General features: G+C 68.6%; 20 protein-coding genes. 4 read left to right on the top strand and 16 right to left on the bottom strand.

What is annotated here, in order from left to right:
• Window positions 1–169 precede the first annotated feature (169 nt).
• From HWX25_RS24395 to HWX25_RS24385, 3 genes are all read left to right on the top strand, one after another.
• Complete coding sequence (locus HWX25_RS24395) at window positions 170–1,345, top strand: hypothetical protein (protein ID WP_175911004.1); 1,176 nt, start codon at window positions 170–172, stop codon at window positions 1,343–1,345.
• A gap of 164 nt (window positions 1,346–1,509) precedes the next feature.
• Window positions 1,510–1,797, top strand: a complete 288-nt coding sequence (locus HWX25_RS24390) for a hypothetical protein (RefSeq protein ID WP_175911002.1) — start codon at window positions 1,510–1,512, stop codon at window positions 1,795–1,797.
• Window positions 1,794–3,251, top strand: a complete 1,458-nt coding sequence (locus tag HWX25_RS24385; protein ID WP_175911001.1) for an MFS transporter — start codon at window positions 1,794–1,796, stop codon at window positions 3,249–3,251. The genes HWX25_RS24390 and HWX25_RS24385 overlap by 4 nt, the downstream gene beginning before the upstream one ends.
• 71 nt (window positions 3,252–3,322) lie before the next feature.
• Here the strand turns inward: HWX25_RS24385 and HWX25_RS24380 are convergent, their stop codons facing one another.
• The 5 genes from HWX25_RS24380 to HWX25_RS24360 all read right to left on the bottom strand — a co-directional run bounded on the left by HWX25_RS24380 (window position 3,323) and on the right by HWX25_RS24360 (window position 8,018).
• Window positions 3,323–4,216 (bottom strand): LysR family transcriptional regulator, encoded by an 894-nt coding sequence (locus HWX25_RS24380; protein WP_175910999.1) that lies wholly within the window; start codon window positions 4,214–4,216, stop codon window positions 3,323–3,325.
• 119 nt (window positions 4,217–4,335) lie between these two features.
• Entirely contained in the window at window positions 4,336–5,163 is an 828-nt protein-coding gene (locus tag HWX25_RS24375; protein WP_175910997.1) for an alpha/beta hydrolase, read from the bottom strand.
• Window positions 5,164–5,426: 263 nt separating this feature from the next.
• Window positions 5,427–5,810 carry a VOC family protein gene (locus tag HWX25_RS24370; protein ID WP_059524323.1) on the bottom strand — a complete coding sequence of 128 codons (384 nt, stop codon included), beginning with the start codon at window positions 5,808–5,810 and terminating at the stop codon, window positions 5,427–5,429.
• 25 nt (window positions 5,811–5,835) lie between these two features.
• Window positions 5,836–6,798 carry a hydroxymethylglutaryl-CoA lyase gene (locus HWX25_RS24365; RefSeq protein WP_175910995.1) on the bottom strand — a complete coding sequence of 321 codons (963 nt, stop codon included), beginning with the start codon at window positions 6,796–6,798 and terminating at the stop codon, window positions 5,836–5,838.
• A gap of 29 nt (window positions 6,799–6,827) precedes the next feature.
• Window positions 6,828–8,018 (bottom strand): CaiB/BaiF CoA-transferase family protein, encoded by a 1,191-nt coding sequence (locus HWX25_RS24360; protein WP_175910993.1) that lies wholly within the window; start codon window positions 8,016–8,018, stop codon window positions 6,828–6,830.
• On the opposite strand from HWX25_RS24360, the gene HWX25_RS24355 reads away from it, so the two are divergent.
• Window positions 8,017–8,154 carry a hypothetical protein gene (locus HWX25_RS24355; protein WP_156441322.1) on the top strand — a complete coding sequence of 46 codons (138 nt, stop codon included), beginning with the start codon at window positions 8,017–8,019 and terminating at the stop codon, window positions 8,152–8,154. The two genes, HWX25_RS24360 and HWX25_RS24355, sit on opposite strands and share 2 nt — an antisense overlap.
• 205 nt (window positions 8,155–8,359) lie before the next feature.
• Here HWX25_RS24355 and HWX25_RS24350 read toward each other — a convergent pair whose 3' ends face one another.
• The 11 genes from HWX25_RS24350 to HWX25_RS24300 form a co-directional block, all read right to left on the bottom strand.
• A complete protein-coding gene (locus HWX25_RS24350) occupies window positions 8,360–8,572 on the bottom strand; it encodes a hypothetical protein (RefSeq protein ID WP_059467484.1) in 213 nt (70 codons plus the stop codon).
• Window positions 8,573–8,822: 250 nt separating this feature from the next.
• Complete coding sequence (locus tag HWX25_RS24345) at window positions 8,823–9,260, bottom strand: hypothetical protein (protein ID WP_059449716.1); 438 nt, start codon at window positions 9,258–9,260, stop codon at window positions 8,823–8,825.
• Between the two features lie 182 nt (window positions 9,261–9,442).
• Window positions 9,443–10,366 (bottom strand): ABC transporter permease, encoded by a 924-nt coding sequence (locus tag HWX25_RS24340; RefSeq protein ID WP_175910992.1) that lies wholly within the window; start codon window positions 10,364–10,366, stop codon window positions 9,443–9,445.
• Window positions 10,366–11,238 (bottom strand): sugar ABC transporter permease, encoded by an 873-nt coding sequence (locus HWX25_RS24335; protein ID WP_040144198.1) that lies wholly within the window; start codon window positions 11,236–11,238, stop codon window positions 10,366–10,368. Before HWX25_RS24335 ends, HWX25_RS24340 begins: the two co-directional genes overlap by 1 nt.
• A 34-nt stretch (window positions 11,239–11,272) precedes the next feature.
• Window positions 11,273–12,352 carry an ABC transporter ATP-binding protein gene (locus HWX25_RS24330; protein ID WP_175910990.1) on the bottom strand — a complete coding sequence of 360 codons (1,080 nt, stop codon included), beginning with the start codon at window positions 12,350–12,352 and terminating at the stop codon, window positions 11,273–11,275.
• A 49-nt stretch (window positions 12,353–12,401) separates the two neighbouring features.
• Window positions 12,402–13,568, bottom strand: coding sequence for an extracellular solute-binding protein (locus HWX25_RS24325; protein ID WP_059524330.1), 1,167 nt, complete (start codon window positions 13,566–13,568; stop codon window positions 12,402–12,404).
• Between the two features lie 263 nt (window positions 13,569–13,831).
• Window positions 13,832–14,407 (bottom strand): alpha/beta hydrolase, encoded by a 576-nt coding sequence (locus HWX25_RS24320; RefSeq protein ID WP_175910988.1) that lies wholly within the window; start codon window positions 14,405–14,407, stop codon window positions 13,832–13,834.
• Between the two features lie 22 nt (window positions 14,408–14,429).
• Window positions 14,430–15,758 carry an MFS transporter gene (locus HWX25_RS24315; protein WP_175910986.1) on the bottom strand — a complete coding sequence of 443 codons (1,329 nt, stop codon included), beginning with the start codon at window positions 15,756–15,758 and terminating at the stop codon, window positions 14,430–14,432.
• 156 nt (window positions 15,759–15,914) lie between these two features.
• Entirely contained in the window at window positions 15,915–16,970 is a 1,056-nt protein-coding gene (locus tag HWX25_RS24310; protein WP_059524336.1) for a 3-keto-5-aminohexanoate cleavage protein, read from the bottom strand.
• A gap of 125 nt (window positions 16,971–17,095) precedes the next feature.
• Entirely contained in the window at window positions 17,096–17,944 is an 849-nt protein-coding gene (locus HWX25_RS24305) for a TauD/TfdA family dioxygenase (RefSeq protein ID WP_175910984.1), read from the bottom strand.
• A gap of 10 nt (window positions 17,945–17,954) precedes the next feature.
• Window positions 17,955–18,935 (bottom strand): quinone oxidoreductase, encoded by a 981-nt coding sequence (locus HWX25_RS24300; RefSeq protein WP_175910982.1) that lies wholly within the window; start codon window positions 18,933–18,935, stop codon window positions 17,955–17,957.
• Between the last annotated feature and the right edge of the window lie 8 nt (window positions 18,936–18,943).

The raw sequence follows: 18,943 nt of genomic DNA, 5'->3' as shown, positions 1-18,943 counted from the left end.
GGGAAGCGTGCGGGTGCGCGGCACGTGGGTTGTGCCGGCGGGCCGCCGTTCGAAAGTTCAGCGCTCAGGATAGCGGACGGGGAAAACGCATCCAAGTCCGACGAACGGCATATGTCTCGTCATGCCGCTTCGTGAAATACTGCGGCCACGCGTCCTCCGGAACTCCGCAATGAGTGAAATGCCCGTCGTGCCCTCGTTCTGTTGCCCGATCGTGCGTTTCGCACTGACGTGCGTCGTGGCGTTGCTGGTCGTCGGGCCGGCGACGGCCGCCTCGGCCACGGATGCCACGCACTTGCCTGCCGGGTCGCCCGTACCGGCAGTGCGCACGCCGCAACGCATCCTGTTCGTCGGCGATAGCCTCACGCACGGCCGTTACACGCCAGTGCGTTCGTACGGCGCGATGCGGTCCGACCGCGAGGATACGGGCGGCACAGCGCGGGTCATCGACGAAAACTTCGGGCAGACCGGGGCCCGCGCCGAACGCGAGCCGGGCCCGTGGGGCGGGATTCCGGGGATCTTCGCGCGCTTCGCCGCCGAAGCCGGACTCGACTACGAGGTTCATCTGGAAGCGATGTCGGCGACGAGTCTCGCGAAACATGACCGCGTCGCATCGGACGTGATCGACCGGCCCACGTGGGATGTGGTGGTCCTGCAGGAGCTGAGCGCGAAGCCGCTGCCGTTCGCGCTCACGCACAGCCGCGCCAGCGATCCGGCCGGTTTCCGTGCAAGCGTCGCGAAGCTCGCACGCGGCATTCGTGCGGCGGTGCCGCAAGCGCGTGTCTATCTGTATGAAACCTGGCCACGCGCCGAACTCGCGAAAGCGCTGGCGGGCGAGCCGGACAGCGCCGGTTTTCACGTACGGTACGTCGATCGTCTCGCCGACCTCGTTGCAGCGTATCGCGATGCATACGAAGGCGCGCGCCGCACCGATCCGTCGATCGCCGCCGTCGTGCCGGTCGGCCGTGCGTGGCAGCGTGCATGGACGACCGGCGTCGCCGATCCCGACCCGTATGCGCCGTCCGGCGCGCCGCTGCTGTGGTACGGCATGCGCGCCCAGAACGACCCGCCGATCTCGCGGCCCGATTATCTGCATCCGGGCGTGCTGGGCGCTTATCTGAGCGCGCTCGTGCTGTTTCAGCAGATCGCCGGGGTCGACGTCCGTACGTTCGGCCCGCAGGAGCAAGCTGCCGCGCAACTCGGCATCGCGCCGGACATGGCGGCAAGGTTGCAGGCGGTTGCGTCGGATACGGTCCGACAGGAACGGGCCGACGCCAGCTCTACCCCCGCTGTCGATGCCGGTCAGACGGCGGCAGCCGGATGCGCTGATCCGTGCGCGTCGCAATGAGCGGCAATGCGGTGCGCACGGCGCACCACGTCGAGCGGTGGACGCATGACGAATGCGGAGGGCTGAGCCTGCCGTTCCGCTCCGTTGCGTAGCGCCGCCGGTCCCGCCGATGCCGAACCGCTCCGCACGGCATCGCGGCTCGCCGAATGCACGCAGCGTCACCCATGGTTTTCCCTGCCCTCGCCTTCCCGCAGCTGCCTGACCTTCATCCGAAGACCGCCCGGCGGGCGTTCCGCAGCCTTTCTGCGCAGGAAAGGATGCTTGAAGCATCCGCAATTATCGTGTCGCGCAAATTCGCCGACGATGTTTCGGACGCTCGACGCCACCCGTGCAGCCGGCCTTTCGCGGGCCTGGCGCGCACACGCGCCGCGTCGCGCGACCGGATCTGCAAGGCCGGCCGCGAACAGCCGGGCGTTGCGCCACGGCAAATCGATAATCAGGAGACACGATGAACAGCCAATCCCTCAACCTCGGCGGCACCGCGGATGCCCCCGCGTCCGCCGTACCGTCCGCGGCCCGGGCCGGCGCCGGTGCGACGGCCCTGCCCGCCCGTGGCGTCACGCTCGGCGAATTCATGGACGACCTGCCCGTCAGTGCGCTGCACTGCTTCGTCGTCTGGGTGATCGGCGTCGGGCTGTTCTTCGACATGTACGAGATCTTCCTCGTCAGCACGATCGGCTCCGCGTTGCAGAACGAATATGGGCTGAGCCGGCAAAGCGCCGATTTCAAGCTGCTGCTGGCCTCGGCATTCATCGGGATGTTCGTCGGCGCGATGTGTCTCGGCAGCCTTGCCGACCGCATCGGCCGGCGCAAGGCGTTCTTGCTGACGCTCGTCTGGTACAGCGCGTTTTCGCTGATCGGCGCGTTCTCCGTGAACGCCGACATGCTGGTGGCATGCCGGTTCCTGACGGGCATCGGCGTCGGCGCGATCTACCCGGTCGCCGACAGCTTCCTGTCGGAAATCCTGCCGAAGGACAAGCGTGGGCGGTTCGCCGCTTGGGGCTATACGACTTCGTACGTCGCGGTGCCGCTGGTCGGCTTCCTCGCGCTGTGGCTGAATCCGCTGCATGTCTCGGGTGTGGCCGGCTGGCGCATCATCCTCGCGATTGGCAGCCTCGGCGCGGTCTACGTGCTGCTGGTCCAGCATCGGCTGCCGGAAAGCCCGCGCTGGCTGCTCGCGCAGGGCCGCGTCGCGGATGCGCATGCCGCGGTTCGGCGCTTCGCGGACAGCGCAGGCGTGTGCGTGCCCGAGCAGTTCGCGGCATCGGCAGAACCGCAGCGGCCTCTGCGCCTCGGCGAGCGCATCGCGCTGCTGCGCCGCCGGCCTTACGGCGCGCGCTACCTGATGCTTGCGGTGTTCCACCTGTTCCAGGGCTTCGGCTATTACGGTTTCGGCACGCTCGCGGGCACGGTCGTCAAGAGCCGCGGGTTCGACGTCACGGACAGCACGCTGTTCATTGCGCTGTCGTTCATCGGTTATCCGATCGGCTCGCTGCTGTCCATTCCGTTGCTGAACTGGATCGAGCGCCGCACGCTCGTGATCGGGTCGATCCTGTCGATCGCCGCGTTCGGGCTGTGCTTCGCGTATTCGGGCAACACGGTGTTGATCGTCTGCTTCGGTTTCCTGACGACCTGCGCGTCGAACGTGTTCAGCAACGCGTATCACGTGTACCAGGCGGAGATCTTTCCGGCACGTGCGCGCTCGACCGCGATCGGCAGCACGTACGCGCTGTCGCGCATCGTCAGCGGCGCGCTGCCGTTCGTGCTGCTGCCGGTGCTGGCCGCACATGGCGCCGGCGCGATGTTCGGCGTGATCTCGGTCGCGCTCGGCATCGTTGCCGTCACGCTGCGCGTGCTGGGGCCGCTGACCTCCCGGCGCAGCCACGACGACATCAACCCGGTATGACACGGCGACCGGCACGGGGCATGCGCTTGCGTACCCCGTGCATCGCGCGTGCGGCGCGCCATTGAGCAGGTTCAGCGTGCCGACATGAAATCGAACAGCTTCGCGATGTCGGTGGTCAGCACAGCGCCTGCCTTCACGCCGACCCACAACGTGCGCGTCGCCCACGCGTCGTCGAGCTTCACGACCCCGAGCCGCGCCGCGCGCTCGCCGGTCACCGCATCGCGCGGCAGCACGCCGATTCCGAGCCCGGCCTCGATCATCCGGCTCACGCCGTCGAAATTCGACACCTGGATGCGCAGCTTCAGCGAGCGCTCGGCCGCGAACGCGGCGTCGGTCATGCGCGTGAGCAGCGAACTGCCGTCGCTCAGGCCGACGTAGTCTTCATCGAGCGTATCCGCGAAGCGGATGCTGTCGTGCGCGGCGAAGCGATGCCCACGCGGCACGAGCAGTACCAGTTCGTCGCGCCGGTACAGGCGGCGTTCGATGCCGGGCGCCGGCACGTTGTCCGCGAACACGCCGAGATCGGCCTTGCCAGCCGCGAGCGCGTCGACGATTTCGTGACTCAGCCGCTCCTCCAGGCTGACCTTGATGCCCGGGTTGTCGGTGAGAAACGCGGCGAGATCGGCCGGCAGGAACTGGACGATGGCCGACGTATTGGTCCACACGTGAATGTGGCCGCGCACGCCCGCAACGTAGTCGCTCATCTCGTGCGCCATCCGGTTGACCTGCTCGATCACCTTCGCCGCATGGTCGAGCAGCGCGCGGCCCGCCGGCGTCAGCTCGACACCGCGCGCATGCCGGACGAACAGCGCGCTGCCGGTCACGCTTTCGAGTTCGGCGATCCGCTTGCTGACCGCGGACAACGTTAGCTGGCCGTGTTCGGCCGCCTTGGTCAGGCTGCCGTGCTCGGCGACGAGCGCGAACACGCGCAGCGACTGCAGATCGAAATGAAGCGGGTTCACCATGATGAAGGTCCCGGAAAGCGCCGTGCGGGGCGCGCGTGCCGCGCCAGGCAGGCCTGAAGCGATCATACGCCCGGCCGCGCGCGGCGCGAAATCACGCAAGGCGACGCAACACGGCGCGGTCAGCGCGGCGCGATCGCCTGCAACGCAGCGAGCATCGCGCTCTCCGGTTTCGCGAGATCGTCGAGCACCGTGAAGTGCTGCATGCCGGGCAGCCATGCGCGCGCGATCCGTTCGCCGGCCGCTTCGCAGGCGTCCGCGTATTCGTGCGCTTGACGCACGAGCTCCGGCAGCTCGGCCGCGCCGACCGCGACGACGGTCGGTGCGCCCGGCCCGATGTGACGCAGCGGGCTGTACGCGGCGATTTCCTGCGCGGTGAGCTTCAGCTTGTCGTCGAGCACGCACAGCGAGATCGGTTCGAGATCGACGAGCGGGCTGATCGCGAGCGCCGACACGACGGCCGGATGCGCGCGATGCACGGCCGTCAGGTGGCCGCCTGCCGAGTGACCGCTCAGGTGGATCGGTCGTCCCGCAGTGCCGATGCCGTCGGGGTCGGCCGCGAGATGGTCGAGCAACGCGCCAATCTCGCCGACGATGTCGGTCATCGATGCGGCTGGTGCGAGCGTGTATTCGGCGAGCACGACGTCGAAGCCGCGTGCGAGCGGCCCGGCGGCCGCGTACGCGAAATCCTCTTTCGCGCAGTGCTGCCAGTAGCCGCCGTGAATGAACACGAACAGCGGCGCGTCGGCCACGCCGCACCGCAGCCAGTCGAAGCGCTGCGCCGGACCCGCACCGTAACGCAGGTCGCGCTGCCCGGGCGTCGCATCGTAAAGCGCCGCGCTGCGTGCCTGGCAGGACGCGAGCACCGCGGGAAAATCGGGAATGGCTCTCGTGTTCAGGTAGGCGGCGTCGAGCGCCGCGCGGTCCATGCCGCGATAGAGGATCGTCATTCGGGAAGCGCCTGGTCGGTTTGCGGATGCGCGGGACGTTCGCGGTGCCCCGCCACGAAGGCGCCGGACGGGCCGACGCCGTTGCGCCATTATGCGTAGCGCAACCGGCGCCGGCTATCCGGAATCGGCGGGGGCGGCATGCGCCTGTCCGCTTTCGGCGGAGGACTGTCGAGCAGCGCACGCGTCGTGCCGGCGCATGCGCGAACGGGCGGACCGGCGCGACGAAGCGGCGACGGTAGCCGCTCGGCGCAACGGATCGGCACTCAGATCAGCTCGGATATCTCGATGAGGTTCAGGTCCGGGTCGCGCACGTACACCGACCGTATTTTCTGCGTCGCGCCGGTGCGCTCGACGGGCCCTTCGACGATCGGCCAGTCAACGCGGCGCAGATGCGCGATCACGTCGTCGAGCGGCACCGACGCGATGAAGCACAGGTCGAGCGCGCCGGGCACCGGCACGTGCGCTTTCGGCTCGAACTCCGCGCCGCGCACGTGCAGGTTGATCTTCTGGTTGCCGAAGCGGAATGCGAGCCGGCCCGCACCGAAGGTTTCGAGCTGCATCTGCAGCACTTCCGTGTAGAAGTGCCTGGTCCGCTCCGGATCGACGCAGGTCAGCACGAGGTGGTCGAGGTGGTCAATCAGTGCCATGTGGTTCGCTCCTGTTTCCACGCGTTCACGAGAAAGCCCGCTGCGCCGGCATGTCGCCGGTTTCGGCGCGCGGCGGCGGATGAAGGTCCGAGCGGCGCCCGGCCTTCAGGATCTGGCTCGGCACGTCATGCCCGATCAGCGCGGGCAGCCGCGCAGCCGCGGCGAGCACGGCCGCAAGGTCGATGCCCGTATCGTAGCCGTCGAGCGCGAGCATGTGGACCAATTCCTCGGTGCACGCATTGCCGGTCGCGCCCGGCGCGTACGGGCATCCGCCGAGCCCGCCGAGCGACGCGTCGAAGCGGTCGATGCCGGCTTCGAGCGCGGCGAGCGTGTTGGCGAGCGCCATTCCGCGCGTGTTGTGAAAGTGCAGCGTGAGCTGCAGCGCGCCGAAGCGCTCGCGTGCGCGTTCGGCCAGCTCGCGCACCTGCGACGGATATGCCATGCCGGTCGTGTCGCACAGCGTGACGCCGTGCACGCCGAGATCCGCGAAGCGCTGCATCCACGCGAGCACGGTTTCCGCGCGCACGTCGCCCTCCATCGGGCAGCCCATCGCGGTCGACAGCGACACGTTGATCGCAACGCCCGTGCCGCGCACCGCGTCGATCACGTCGCGCAGCTGCGCGAACGACTGCTCGCGGGTCATCCGCAGGTTCGCGCGGTTGTGGCTCTCGCTCATCGACATCACGAGGTTCACCTCGTCGATGCCGCACGACAGCGCGCGCTCCGCGCCGCGCACGTTCGGCACGAGCGCCGTGTAGACGACGCCCGGCGCGCGCACGATGCCGTGCATCACGGCCTCCGCGTCGCGCAGCGCGGGGATCGCCTTCGGCGACGTGAACGACGTGACCTCGATCTTCGCGTAGCCGCACGCGCTCAACGCGTCGACGAGCGCGATCTTGTCGTCGGTGTCGACGAACGCCGCTTCATTCTGGAAGCCGTCGCGTGTCGCGACTTCGTGGATGTAGAGTCGTTGGGGATGCTTGCTCATGTCGTCGTCCCGGAGGCTGGCCGGCCGGTTCAGATCACGCCGCGCGCGCGCCAGTCGTCGCGCGTCGCGGCATCGATGCCGATCGATTCGAGCACCGCGTCCGTATCGGCGCCGAGCGCGGGCGCCGGACGCTCGATGCGTCCCGGCGTCGCGCCGAGCTTCGGCACGATGCCCGGCACGAGCACGGGCGTGCCGTCGGGCAGCGCGGCGTCGACGATCATGTCGCGCGCGCGGTAATGCGGATCGGCCGCGATGTCCGCGACGTCGTAGATGCGTCCGGACGGGATACGCGCGTCGTTCAACGCGGCGAGCACGTCGTCGAGATCGTGTCGCGCGCTCCATTCGCCGATCGCCGCGTCGATGCGCGCGACCTGCGCGACGCGTCCGTCGTTGTGCGCGAGCGCCGGATCGTGGCTGAGATCGGGGCGCCCGATCAGTTCCATCAACCGCCGGAAGATGCTGTCGCCGTTGCCGGCGATCAGCGCGTACTTGCCGTCGCGGCAGCGGTACGCGTTGGTCGGCGCGATGCCGGGCAGGCTGCTGCCGGCCGCCTCGCGCACCGCGCCGAACGCCGCGTATTCGGGCAGCAGGCTTTCCATCATGTTGAACACCGATTCGTACAGCGCGACGTCGACGACCTGCCCTTGACCGCCCTGCTGCTCGCGATGGCGCAGCGCGAGCAGGACGCCAATCACGCCGTGCAGTGCCGACAGCGAATCGCCGAGCGACACGCCGACGCGCACCGGCGTGCGGCCGGGCTCGCCGGTCAGGTGGCGCAGGCCGCCCATCGCCTCGGCGATCACGCCGAAGCCGGGGCGGTCGCGATACGGGCCGGTCTGACCGAAGCCCGATACGCGCAGCATCACGAGCCTCGGGTTGATCGCGGACAGCGTCTCCCAGCCGAGCCCCCAGCCTTCGAGCGTGCCGGGCCGGAAATTCTCGATCAGCACGTCGGTCTCGGCGACGAGGCGGCGCACGACGTCCTGCCCTTCCGGCGTGCGCAGGTCGAGCGCGAGCGAGGTCTTGTTGCGCGATTGCGCGGCCCACCAGACCGACGTGCCGTCGTGCAGCAGCCGCCATTTGCGCAGCGGGTCGCCGACGCCGGGCGGCTCCACCTTGATCACGTCCGCGCCGAATTCGGCGAGCATCCGGCCCGCGAACGGCCCGGCGATCAGTTGGCCGAGTTCCAGCACGCGGATACCGTCCAGGGGGCGCGTCATGGTTGTCTCCGAAGAAATCGCGTTGTCGATGACGGCGATCATGACGACGTTCGCATTCGGCGAAAATCGATCGATGCTCAACCAGCCTTTCCCGAACGGAAAGGCACGCATGGCGGCGAGCCGCGGCACGTCGTGACGATGGATCGAGCGGGGAGAAAGACGTGACGACGCCTTGCGGACAGGACGCCGCGGCGGAATCGGAGAAGCGGGGAATCGGGGTTTCAGGCGGTGCGCGGCGGGCACCGGTATGCGCGGGGGCGCAATGCGCGCCGCCGGCGCGTGTCGGCCATCGGCCGCGCGTCGGCGGGAATCAGCGGCGCTGCGTCAACGTGAGACGAGGCTCAGTAAGCGGACATCTCGACGCAAGGATCGACCTTGGACGGCGAGCAGATGACCGAATACTTGGCGCTTTCGCGCATCAGCGCTTCGCCTTCGTGCAGCGCGATCTTGATCTCGGGGTGACGCTCGTACGCGAGGAATGCGGAGCAGAAGACCGCGGACATCACGACCAGAGAAAACACGAATTTTTCAAGGGATTGGAAACGTTCGGGCATGGTTCGACCTTTCTTCTAGCCCGCGATTATATCTCGAGTTAAGGGTTTTCCCTATATGGCGGCCCGCATACCGAGGATGGCTTCGACCGATGGCAGGCGGTGTTTGCGCCCTTTTTCACCGTGACACAGGTTCGAGCATCGGACGAGACGAAGGGACTGGTTGCCTTCAACGGAAGTCAGGCGACGGTTCGGCACGCATCGATCGCACGGCATTTCGGCAGGAGCGGCGACGAAGCCCGTCGCCGGCGCGTCATTGCGGTGCCGATGCACCGCTGGCTGCGTTGCCCGGCCATGCCTTGCCGATCTTGTCGATCAGCGACTTGGCGGCGCCGGTCGCGATGGCGGCGTCGACGCCCGAGGTCTGCCACGAACCGTCGGCGGCCTGCACGAAGGTCAGGTTCGCACGCGACGGCGTGTAATCGCTGTTGCGCCACGTGATCACGACGTCGCACGCGTAGGTGCGTTCGCCGGTCTTCCTGCAGTCGCCGTCGGGCTTCGCCGAGATCACGTCGGCTGACACGGGCAGCGGCTGGCCGAACAGCGCGTTCAGGCCGCCGTGGTTTTCCGCTTCGAGCGCGCGGCGCACCGCGGCATCGACGTCGCTCGATCCGGGGCCGTCGTGGAGCAGGTGGCAGGCGGCGAGCAGCGTGGCGGCACAGCCGAGCGTCAGCAGCGTGGGAAACTTCATGGAACTCCGCGAATCGGGTGAACGTCGGGCGGCATGCGGCGATGTCAGTGAACGCATCGCCGAGCCGGTATGCCGCGTAGTCTGCAACGTCCGCGCGTGGTTCGCGGTATCCATTTGTAACCAATTGCACGGACGGCAGAAACGGCGCGACCGCCCCGCTGCCCCGCCGCCTTCGTGCGCGGCTACTGCCGCTCCTGCTTCACACGACTCACGAGCTGCGTCGGGCTCACGAACTGCAGCGCGATCACGACCCACACGAGCGTGATGGCCATGTAGATCATCGCCATCGCGTCGATCGACTGCGGTGCGCGCACGCCGGTCGAGAACACCGCGTAATACAGCGCGACGACGAGCGTCTGCGTGCTCGGGCCCGCGGTGAAGAAGGTCAGCTCGAACATCCCGATCGTGCGCACCAGCACGAGCAGCCCGGCCGCGAGCATGCCGGGCACCAGCAGCGGCAGCAGCACGTAGCGGAAATAGCGCCACGTGTTCGCGCCGAAGATGCGCGCGGCGGATTCGAGATTCGGATCGATCTGCTCGATGAACGGCGTCATCACGAGGATCACGAACGGCAGCGCCGGCACGAGGTTCGCGAGGATCACGCCGGGCAGCGTGCCGGCGAGCCCGACCTTGTACATCACGGTCGCCATCGGGATCCCGTACGTGACGGGCGGCACCATCAGCGGCAGCAGGAACACCAGCAGCGCGAAGCGCTTGCCGCGGAACTGCACGCGCGCGAGCGCGTAGGCGGCCGGCACGCCGAGCGCGACCGACAGCAGCACGACCGCGCCGACGACTTCGACCGTCACCCACAGCACGCTGGCGAGTTGGAAGTCTTCCCACGCCTTCGCATACCAGTGCAGCGTGAAGCCCTGCGGCAGCGGCGTGCCGAACCAGCGCGTCGCGACCGAGTTCACCGCGACGGTCGCGATCAGCAGCATCACGTTCAGCAGGAAGAACGCCATCAGCCCCCACACGAGCGCCTTCCACGCGCGGCCGGCGAGGCTGTCGCGCAGTTTCCGCGGCTTCATCGCGTTGACGGGCTGCGCGCCGGGCGGGCTGTGCTTCGGCGGCCATGCCGGCGCCGCATGATTGTCGGTCGCCATCAGCCCTTGCCTCCCGTGACCGGACCGGTATAGAAGAAGCGGCGCGCGCCGAGCATTGACGCGACCACCAGCAACTGCACGAAGCCCATCACGATCGCGATCGCCGATGCGAGCGAATAGTCGTAGCTCTCGAACGCGGCTTCGGCGGCCGCGATCGAGATCACGCGCGTCGGCCCGGCCGGCGCGCCGAGCAGTACGGCCGACGGGAATACCGAGAACGCCTGCACGAACGACAGACATGCGGCCATCGTGAGCCCCGGCACGAGCAGCGGCAGGTAGATCCGCCGGAACTGCTGCCACGGGTTCGCGCCGAGCGTGGCCGCGGCGCGCGCGAGCGTCGGGTCGATGCCGCTGATGTACGACAGCATCAGCAGGAACGCGAACGGAAAGCCCGACACGATCAGCGACAGCAGCACGCCCCAATAATTGTGCGTGAGGCGCACTTCGTCCGTGTACAGGTGCAGCCCCTGCAGCGCCTGCGGAAACCAGCCGTTCGGTCCGAAATACGTGAGCATCCCGTCGGCGACGAGCACCGTGCCGAGCGTGACGGGAATCACGAGCAGCGTCGTGACGAACTTCTGGTACGGCGAGTTGCGGCGCAGCGCGAACGCGACGGGCACCGAGATGCCGACGTTGATCAGCGTCGCCGGCACCGCGAGCTTCAGCGTGACGAGCACGGTCGGCCACATCGCGGTGTCGGTGAAGAACTGCACGTAGTTCGCGAGCGCGCCGCCGCCGTTCATCGGCTGGAACGACAGGACCAGGCCGTACGCGAACGGATAGATGAACAGCGCGACGATGAACGCGAGCGCCGGCGTGACGAGCCATGCCTTCGCGTCGCGCGGCGCGCCGCCGGTCGCGAGCGTGCTCATGCGGCCTCCCGGGGGCGCGTCGCGCCTCGGCCGTTCACGATGCGTCTCCCGCATAGACGAGCGTGCGCGCCGGCGCGACGCGCAGCCGCAACCGCTCGCCCTCCGCGAACTCGCCGGCGACCCGCGCCCAGATCGGGCCGAACGGCGTGATCGCGCGGATGAGCGAGTCGCGGCCGCCGTATTCGACCGTTTCGACGGTCGCATCGAATGCGTTGTCGGCCCCTTCTTCCGCTCGCTCGATGTCGTCGGGGCGCAGCGCGACCACCACGTCCTTGCCGTCGAAACCGGCCATCGGCACGCCCGCGATGCGCACGCCCGCCGCGGTGACGTTCACGTGGTCGCCGGCCATCCCTTCGAGCGTGAATGGCAGCACGTTGCGATAGCCCATGAAGCGTGCCACGTGCAGATTGTGCGGGCGCGTGTACACGTCTTTCGGCGACGCGACCTGCTGCACGACGCCCTCCTTCATCACGACGATCCGGTCGGCCATCGACAGCGCCTCGTCCTGGTCGTGCGTCACGTAGATCGTCGCGCGTTCGAGCTGCGTATGGATGCGGCGGATCTCGGCACGCATCTCGATGCGCAGTTTCGTGTCGAGATTCGACAGCGGCTCGTCCATCAGCACGAGCGGCGGTTCGATGACGATCGCGCGCGCGATCGCGACGCGCTGCTGCTGCCCGCCCGACAGCTGCCCGGGCAGCTTGCCCTCGTGGCCGACGAGTTGCACGAGTTCGAGCGCCTGCTGCGCGCGCCGCCGCGTTTCCTGCTTCGGCACGCCGCGCATCTTCAGCCCGAAGCCGACGTTCTCGAGCACCGACATGTGCGGAAACAGCGCGTAGTTCTGGAACACCATGCCGAAGCCGCGGCGCTCGGGCGGCAATACGTCGATGCGCGTATCGTCGAGCCAGATGCCGCCGCTCGTGAGCGGCTGCAGCCCGGCGATGCAGTTCAGCGCGGTCGACTTGCCGCAGCCCGACGGGCCGAGCAGCGCGATGAACTCGCCGCGCCGGATGTCGAGATCGAGCCCGTTCAGTGCGGCGACCTGCGCGCCCTCCGCATTGGTGAAGCTGCGGCACACGCCGTCGAGCCGCAACCGTTCGAAACTGTGCTTCATTACGCGAACTCCGTCGGCGCGGGCGCCGCGGCGCCCGCGGGTTCATGCGTCATTTCGACTTCTGCGAACCGATCTCGCGGTCCCACTTCTGGAACGCGGCGACCATCGCCTGCGCGTTGAGCGGCTGCACGTGCGGACGATCCGCGAGCAGCTTCGCGTACTCGGGGCGGCCGAACTTCCTGATCACCTCCTGGCTGTGCGCGGGCGCCATCTCGAGCGTCACGCCCTTCACCGCCGGGCCAGGATAGAAGTAGCCGTCGTCGTAGGTCATCGCCTGCTGCGCCGGTTCGAGCAGGAAATTCATCAGCTTGAACAGCACGTCGAGCTTGTCCTTCGCGACGCCCTTCGGAATCACCATGAAGTGCGCGTCGTTGACCCACGTCATGTTGTCGAATGCCTGGACCCGGAAGTCGGCCGGCACGATGCCGAGCGCGCGCGGGTTGAGGTCCCAGCCGGTCACGGTCACCGTCATGTCGCGCGTGCCTTCGCCGAGCTCCTTCATCACGGCCGACGTGCCGCCCGGGTAGTACGGCACGCAGTCGTTGAGCTGCTTCAGGAACGCCCAGGTCTTGTCCCAGCCGTTGATCGGGTCTTGCGGGTTCTTGTCGCCGAGCACGTACGGCAGCCCCATCAGGAAGGTGCGGCCGGGGCCCGAGTTCGCCGGGCGTGCGTAGATCAGCTTGTTCGGATGCGCCTTGCACCACGCGAGCAACTGCTCGGGCGTCTTCGGCGGATCGCTGACCTTGGCCGGGTTGTATTCGAGCAGCGGGCCGGCCGGCATGTAGGTCACTTCGAGACCGAAACCCTGCGCGAGATCCTGCATCTTGCGCGGGCCGGGCGCGTATTTGTCGAGCACGCCGGGGAACGCGCCCGCGCTGTCGGGCAGCAGCTTCAGCCAAAGGTTCTGCTCGATGCCGGCGGCCAGCGCGTCGGTGCCCGTCAGCACGAGGTCGATGTCGGCCCGTCCCGCGGCCTGCATCGCCTTGATCTTGCCCGGCAACTGCGGCGCGGGCGCGTTCGTGAACGTGACGTTCGAGACGAGATTCGGGTTCTTTTCCTTGAACGCCTCGATGGCCTTCTGCGTGAGCTGCAGGTTGCCCGCGACGTCGACGACATTCAGCGACACGGGAGCCGCGACGGCGGCCGCGGCCGGCAGCGTCAGGCCCAGCGCCAGGGCGATCCGGCGGACACGGCGCGCGATCGTGGTGGTGTTCATGTCTCCTCGCTTCGGTCGGTGGATGGGACCGTTCTTTCGGGAAATCATGACGGCGTTATACGATGTCGGTCAACAAAAAACCGACCCGCGCGGGGCGGGAATTTCCCTAACAAAAACCTTCCGTTTGTCGAGGATGTGCTTGTTGACCATTGCGCCGGATACGTCGCATGTTAGGACGTCGTATATCAACGGACGCTGAACCGGAATCGGTTCGGACGGACGCGCCGGCATGAAAAGCGTGCGCGGCGCGTTGCGGACGGCGCTCAGGCCGCACGGAGCGCGATCACCTCCCCGATCAACCGCTCCGCATCCCGCCATTCGCCGAATCCCGAAGCCGGGTTCAGGTGTCCGACTTCGCCGAGATCGACGAGCCGGCTGCCCCACCCGGCCGCCAGCGCCTGCGTGCGTTCGAATCGCGCGAGCGGATCGTTGCGGCTCGCGGCCACGATGCTCGGAAACGGCAGCGGCCGGGTCGGCACCGGCGTCCAGCCGTGCGCGTCGAGCGCATCCGGTGTCGGATAGCCGGCGGGCATCGGCGTATCGAGATCGGCCGGTGCGGCGAGCAGCGCGCCGTCGATGGCACGCGTGGCCTGCAGCGCCCAATGCACGGTGATCATCACCCCCGCGCTGTGCGCGACGAGGATCACGGGGCCGTCGATCGCGGCCAGCGCCGCATCGAGCGCCGCGACGCGCGCGGCGCGGCTCAGCTTGTCGGCTTCGAGCGGCGCGACGGCGCGAGCGTTCGGCAGGCGCCGTTGCAGATGCGTCTGCCAGTGATCTTCGACGTGATCGCGCAAGCCGGGCACGATCAGGATGGTGGGCGCGGTCGCCAGGGTCATGCTGCCTCCGGGAGGGTTCGGTTCAGGAAAGATGTGACGCGCGTCGTTCGCGTTCGACGCGCGCGAGATCGGCCGCATAGCTCGCGCGTCCGATCGCGAACAGCACGGCGGCCGCGAGCGGCACGACGGGAATCCATTGCAGTGCGCCGACGAGGCCGGTGCGATCGGCGACCCACCCCGTCAGCAGCGGGCCCGGCGCCATGCCGAGCAGGTTGTTGGCGAGCGTGAGCGTCGCGAACGCCGATGCGTGGATCGCGGCCGGCGTGAGGTTCGCGACCATCGCGCCCGATGCGCCCGACGCACCCGCGCCGACCAGCATGCCCGCGCAGATCAGCGCGAGTTGCAGCGGCCCGGGCGGCAGCCGGAACGCGACCGCGAGGCACACGCCCGTCAGCACGCAATACGCGATCGCGGTCAGCCATTTGCGCTTGCCGTCGGCCTTGCCGACGCGGTCGGTGACGATCCCGCAGCCGACCATCCCGACGCCCGACAGCAGCACGAAGCCGGCCGCAAGCACGGCGGCACGGTCCGGCGCCATCGCGTAATAGCGGTTCAGGTAGCTCGGCAACCAGGCGAACAGCGCGCCGGGCACGAACAGGTGCAGCCCGCTGCCGACATACGCGCAGATCACCGAACGGGATGCGAACAGTCCCGACATCAGCGCGCGCACGCTGCCGCGCAGGTCGCGCGGCGCATCGGCATGGGGCCGGCACGGTTCGACGCGGCATGCCGCGAGCCGCCGTTCGGTGACGATGCCGCGGTACGCGACGAGCAGCACGATGCCGAGCGCGGCCATCACGCCGAACGACCAGCGCCAGCCGAGATGCGCGCCGACGAGACCGCCGAGCGCCATCCCGAACACGGAGCCGAACGCGCCGCCGGCCATGAACGCGCCGGTCAGCGTCGCGCGCAGGCGCGCCGGGAAGATGCTGAGGATCAGCGCGACGCCGACACTGCCGTACGCGGCTTCGCCGAGGCCGACGAGCCCGCGCGCCACGAGCATTTCGGCGTAGTTGGTCGACAGCGCGCAGCCGAGCGTCGCGACGCTCCACAGCGCGGCCATCAGCACGATGCTGCGCACGCGGCCGAAGCGGTCGGCGAGCACCGACAGCGGAAACGTCAGCAGCCCGACGAGCAGCGCGACGACGCCGGACAGCGAGCCGAGCTGCGTGTCCGACAGCCCCCACGCGTGCTTGAGTAGCGGAAACACGGCATTGAGCACCTGCCGCGACATGTAGTCCGACAGCAGCAGCCCGACGGTCAGCCCGAACACGAGCCAGGCATAGGCCGGCGCGCGCCGCCCGGTGGCCGCCACGTCCTGCAGCGACGGCTCGACGTGATGAATCAGCATGCGTGTCTCCTCCGGCGCCGGTGCGGCAATGCGCCGGCGCGGCTTGCGCGGCCCCGCTCCGTTCGTCGGAGCTTGCCTCGCGCACCGCGCGAGGGTGGGTGCCGCGCCACATCGATCGGCGGGCGGCGCGGGCGCGCCACCCGGATGCGCGGTGCGTCAGGCGGCGCGCAGCGGCACGCTCAATTGCCCGGGCCGGCGGTTCGGCGCCATCCCGAGCTGCGCGAGCGTCTCGTCGACGCCGTCGTACTGCACGCCGATCCGATAGATCGCCTTCGCCTCCTTGCCGGTCGCGATATCGCGGCCGAGTTCGCGCGCGATCCGCACGCACTGCTCGACCTGCTGCACCGACGTCATCCGGTTGCCCTTCTGGTCGATGATCGTGTCCTCGATCCCGCAGCGCGGATGCAGCCCCAGCGCCATCGCGACGGTGTTGATCGGCAGCACGTTCTTCATCAGCGATTCGAGCGTGATGCACGCGCCGTCCGGACAGCGCCGCACGAATTCCATGAAGTTGTACGGATTCGGGCCGTCGAAGCCGCCGCCGATGCCGACCCACGTGACGTTCAGCGGGCCGCGATAGACGCCGCGGCGGATGATCCGCTCGAGCGTCTCGAGCGCGTGCATGCCGGTGAGCTGGAAATGCGGCTGGATGCCGGCCGCCTGCAGCCGGCGCAGGTGCTCGTCGACCCAGCCGGGGCCGGCCGGCACGGTCATCTCGCGGTATGCGTCCCACAGCGCCGCCTCGTTCAGCGACGTGCCGGCGATGTCCTTGCGGTTCATCAGTTCGGTGATGTTCATCTGCACGGTGTTGATCGCGACCGTCACCTGGTCGGGCTTCGGCGTCAGCTCGGCGAGCATGTGGCGCGTGTCGTCGGACAGCCATTTCGCTTCCGCGCCGTCGCCTTCCGGCGCGAACGAGATCGAGCCGCCGACCTGGAGGATCATGTCGGGCACCGCCTCGCGCAGCCGGCCGAGCAGTTCGTTGAATTTCGACAGCCGCTTGCTGCCCTTGCCGTCGAGCTCGCGCACGTGCAGGTGCAGCACCGTCGCGCCCGCGTTGTAGCAGTCGACGGCCTTCTGTACGTGCTCGTCCATCGTCACCGGAATGTCTTCCGGGAAATCCGCGGGCATCCATTCGGGGCCGTACGGCGCGACCGTGATGACTACCTTGTCCTGGTTTTCCGGGTGCAGCGAATCGTCGAGAAATTGCATGTCGTCCTCCAGATGGAATCGTTGTGTTCGGGGCGTACGGGCGTGCGTGTCCCGTCGCGCCGGGCGGCAGGCCCGGCGTGTTGCATGGGGTTTCAGGAACCGGTTAAGGCGCGGGCGCGTTCAGATCAGAACGGCACGTCGCCGACGATGCCCGCGCGCTCCATCTTGCGCACGCACGGCGGGTAGTCCATCACCGCGTAATGCTGCGTGGCGCGGTTGTCCCAGATCGCGACGCTGTTCCTCTTCCAGCGCCAGCGCACCTGGTATTCGGGGATATAGGCCTGGCTGATCAGGTATTGCAGCAGCTGGCCGGCGCCGGGATTCGCGTCCTGTCCGTAACGCACGCGCCCGGGCGTGTGGAAGTTCGTGAAGTGCGTCGTGAACGCGTTCACGTACAGCACCTTCTCGCCCGTTTCGGGATGCGTGCGCACGACCGGATGCTCGGCGTCCGGATACTGCGCCTTCAGCGCGAGACGCTTGTCGATCGGCATCGCCGCGCCGAAGCTCGCCTCGATGCTGTGACGCGCGCGCAAGTCCGCGATCTGCTGCTTCACGTGTTCCGGCAGGTGCTCGTACGCGAGCACCATGTTCGCCCACATCGTGTCGCCGCCAACCGGCGGACCGTCGATGCAGCGCAGCACGCAGCCGAACGGCGGCGCCACGCGCCAGCTCGCATCGCTGTGCCACGCATTCTCGTAGCGGTCGTTCGGCTGGTCGGGCGACTTGTAGATCCGCACGAGCCCCGGGTGCTCGGGGTCGCTGCCGGCGACCGGATGATCCTCGAGCTCGCCGAAGCGGCGCGCGAACGCGACGTGCTCGGCGCGCGTGATGTCCTGGTCGCGCAGGAACAGCACGCGATGACGCAGCAACTGCGCGCGGATCTCGGCGAACAGGCCGTCGTCGTGCACGGCGTCGGCGAGGCTCACGTCCAGCAACTCCGCGCCGATCGCACAGGTCAGGGGTTCGACTCGCATGCGCGTCTCCTCAGACGATGAATACCGACGAGCCGGTCGTCTTGCGCGATTCCAGGTCGCGGTGCGCCTGCGCCGCGTCCTGCAGCGCATAACGCTGGTTGATCTCGATCCGGATGCGGCCGGCCGCGACGTGCGCGAACAGTTCGCCGGCCAGGTCGTTCTTCTCGGCCGGATCGCCGATGTAGTCGGCCAGCGCCGGGCGCGTCAGGTACAGCGAGCCCTTCATCGCGAGGCGCTGCGGGTCGAACGGCGGGATCGGGCCCGAGGCCGTGCCGACGCAGACCATCAGCCCGCGCCGCTTCAGCGAATCGAGCGAGCCTTCGAAGGTGTCCTTGCCGACGCTGTCGAACACGACGTCGACGCCGGCGCCGTCCGTTAGTTCGCGCACGCGTTTCGCGACGTCCTCGCGGCTGTAGTCGATCGTGTGGTCGCAGCCGTGTGCGCGGGCCACCGCGGCCTTGTGTTCGCTCGACACGGTGCCGATCACCGTGAGCCCGAGCAGCTTCGCCCATTGCGACACGATCATCCCGACGCCGCCTGCGGCCGCGTGCAGCAGGATCGTGTCGCCCGGCGCGAACGCGTGGATGCGGCGCAGCAGGTAGGCCGAGGTCAGCCCGCGCATCGTCATCGCCGCGGCCGTTTCGCATGCGATGCCGGCGGGCAGCTTCACGAGCGGCGCGGCCGGAATCAGCCGTTCGGTGCTGTACGCGCCGAGCGTGTTGAGGAAGCCGGTGTAGGTCACGCGATCGCCGACGGCGACGTTCGTCACGCCGGGGCCGACGGCCTCGACCACGCCGGCCGCCTCGACGCCGATGCCCGCCGGCAGCGGAACCGGATACAGGCCACTGCGGAAGTACGTGTCGGCGAAATTCAGGCCGACGGCCTCGTGCCGCAGGCGAACCTGCCCGGCGCCCGGCTCGCCGACTTCGACCGCTTCCCAGCGCAGCACGTCGGGGCCGCCGGTTTCGTGGAATCGCACTGCATGTGCCATCGTGTTCT

The sequence above is a fragment of the Burkholderia sp. BCC1640 genome (assembly GCF_902833125.1).
Lineage (GTDB): Bacteria > Pseudomonadota > Gammaproteobacteria > Burkholderiales > Burkholderiaceae > Burkholderia > Burkholderia diffusa.
Note: the sequence above shows the minus strand (reverse complement) of the source record. Positions and strands in the feature narration are given on the sequence as shown.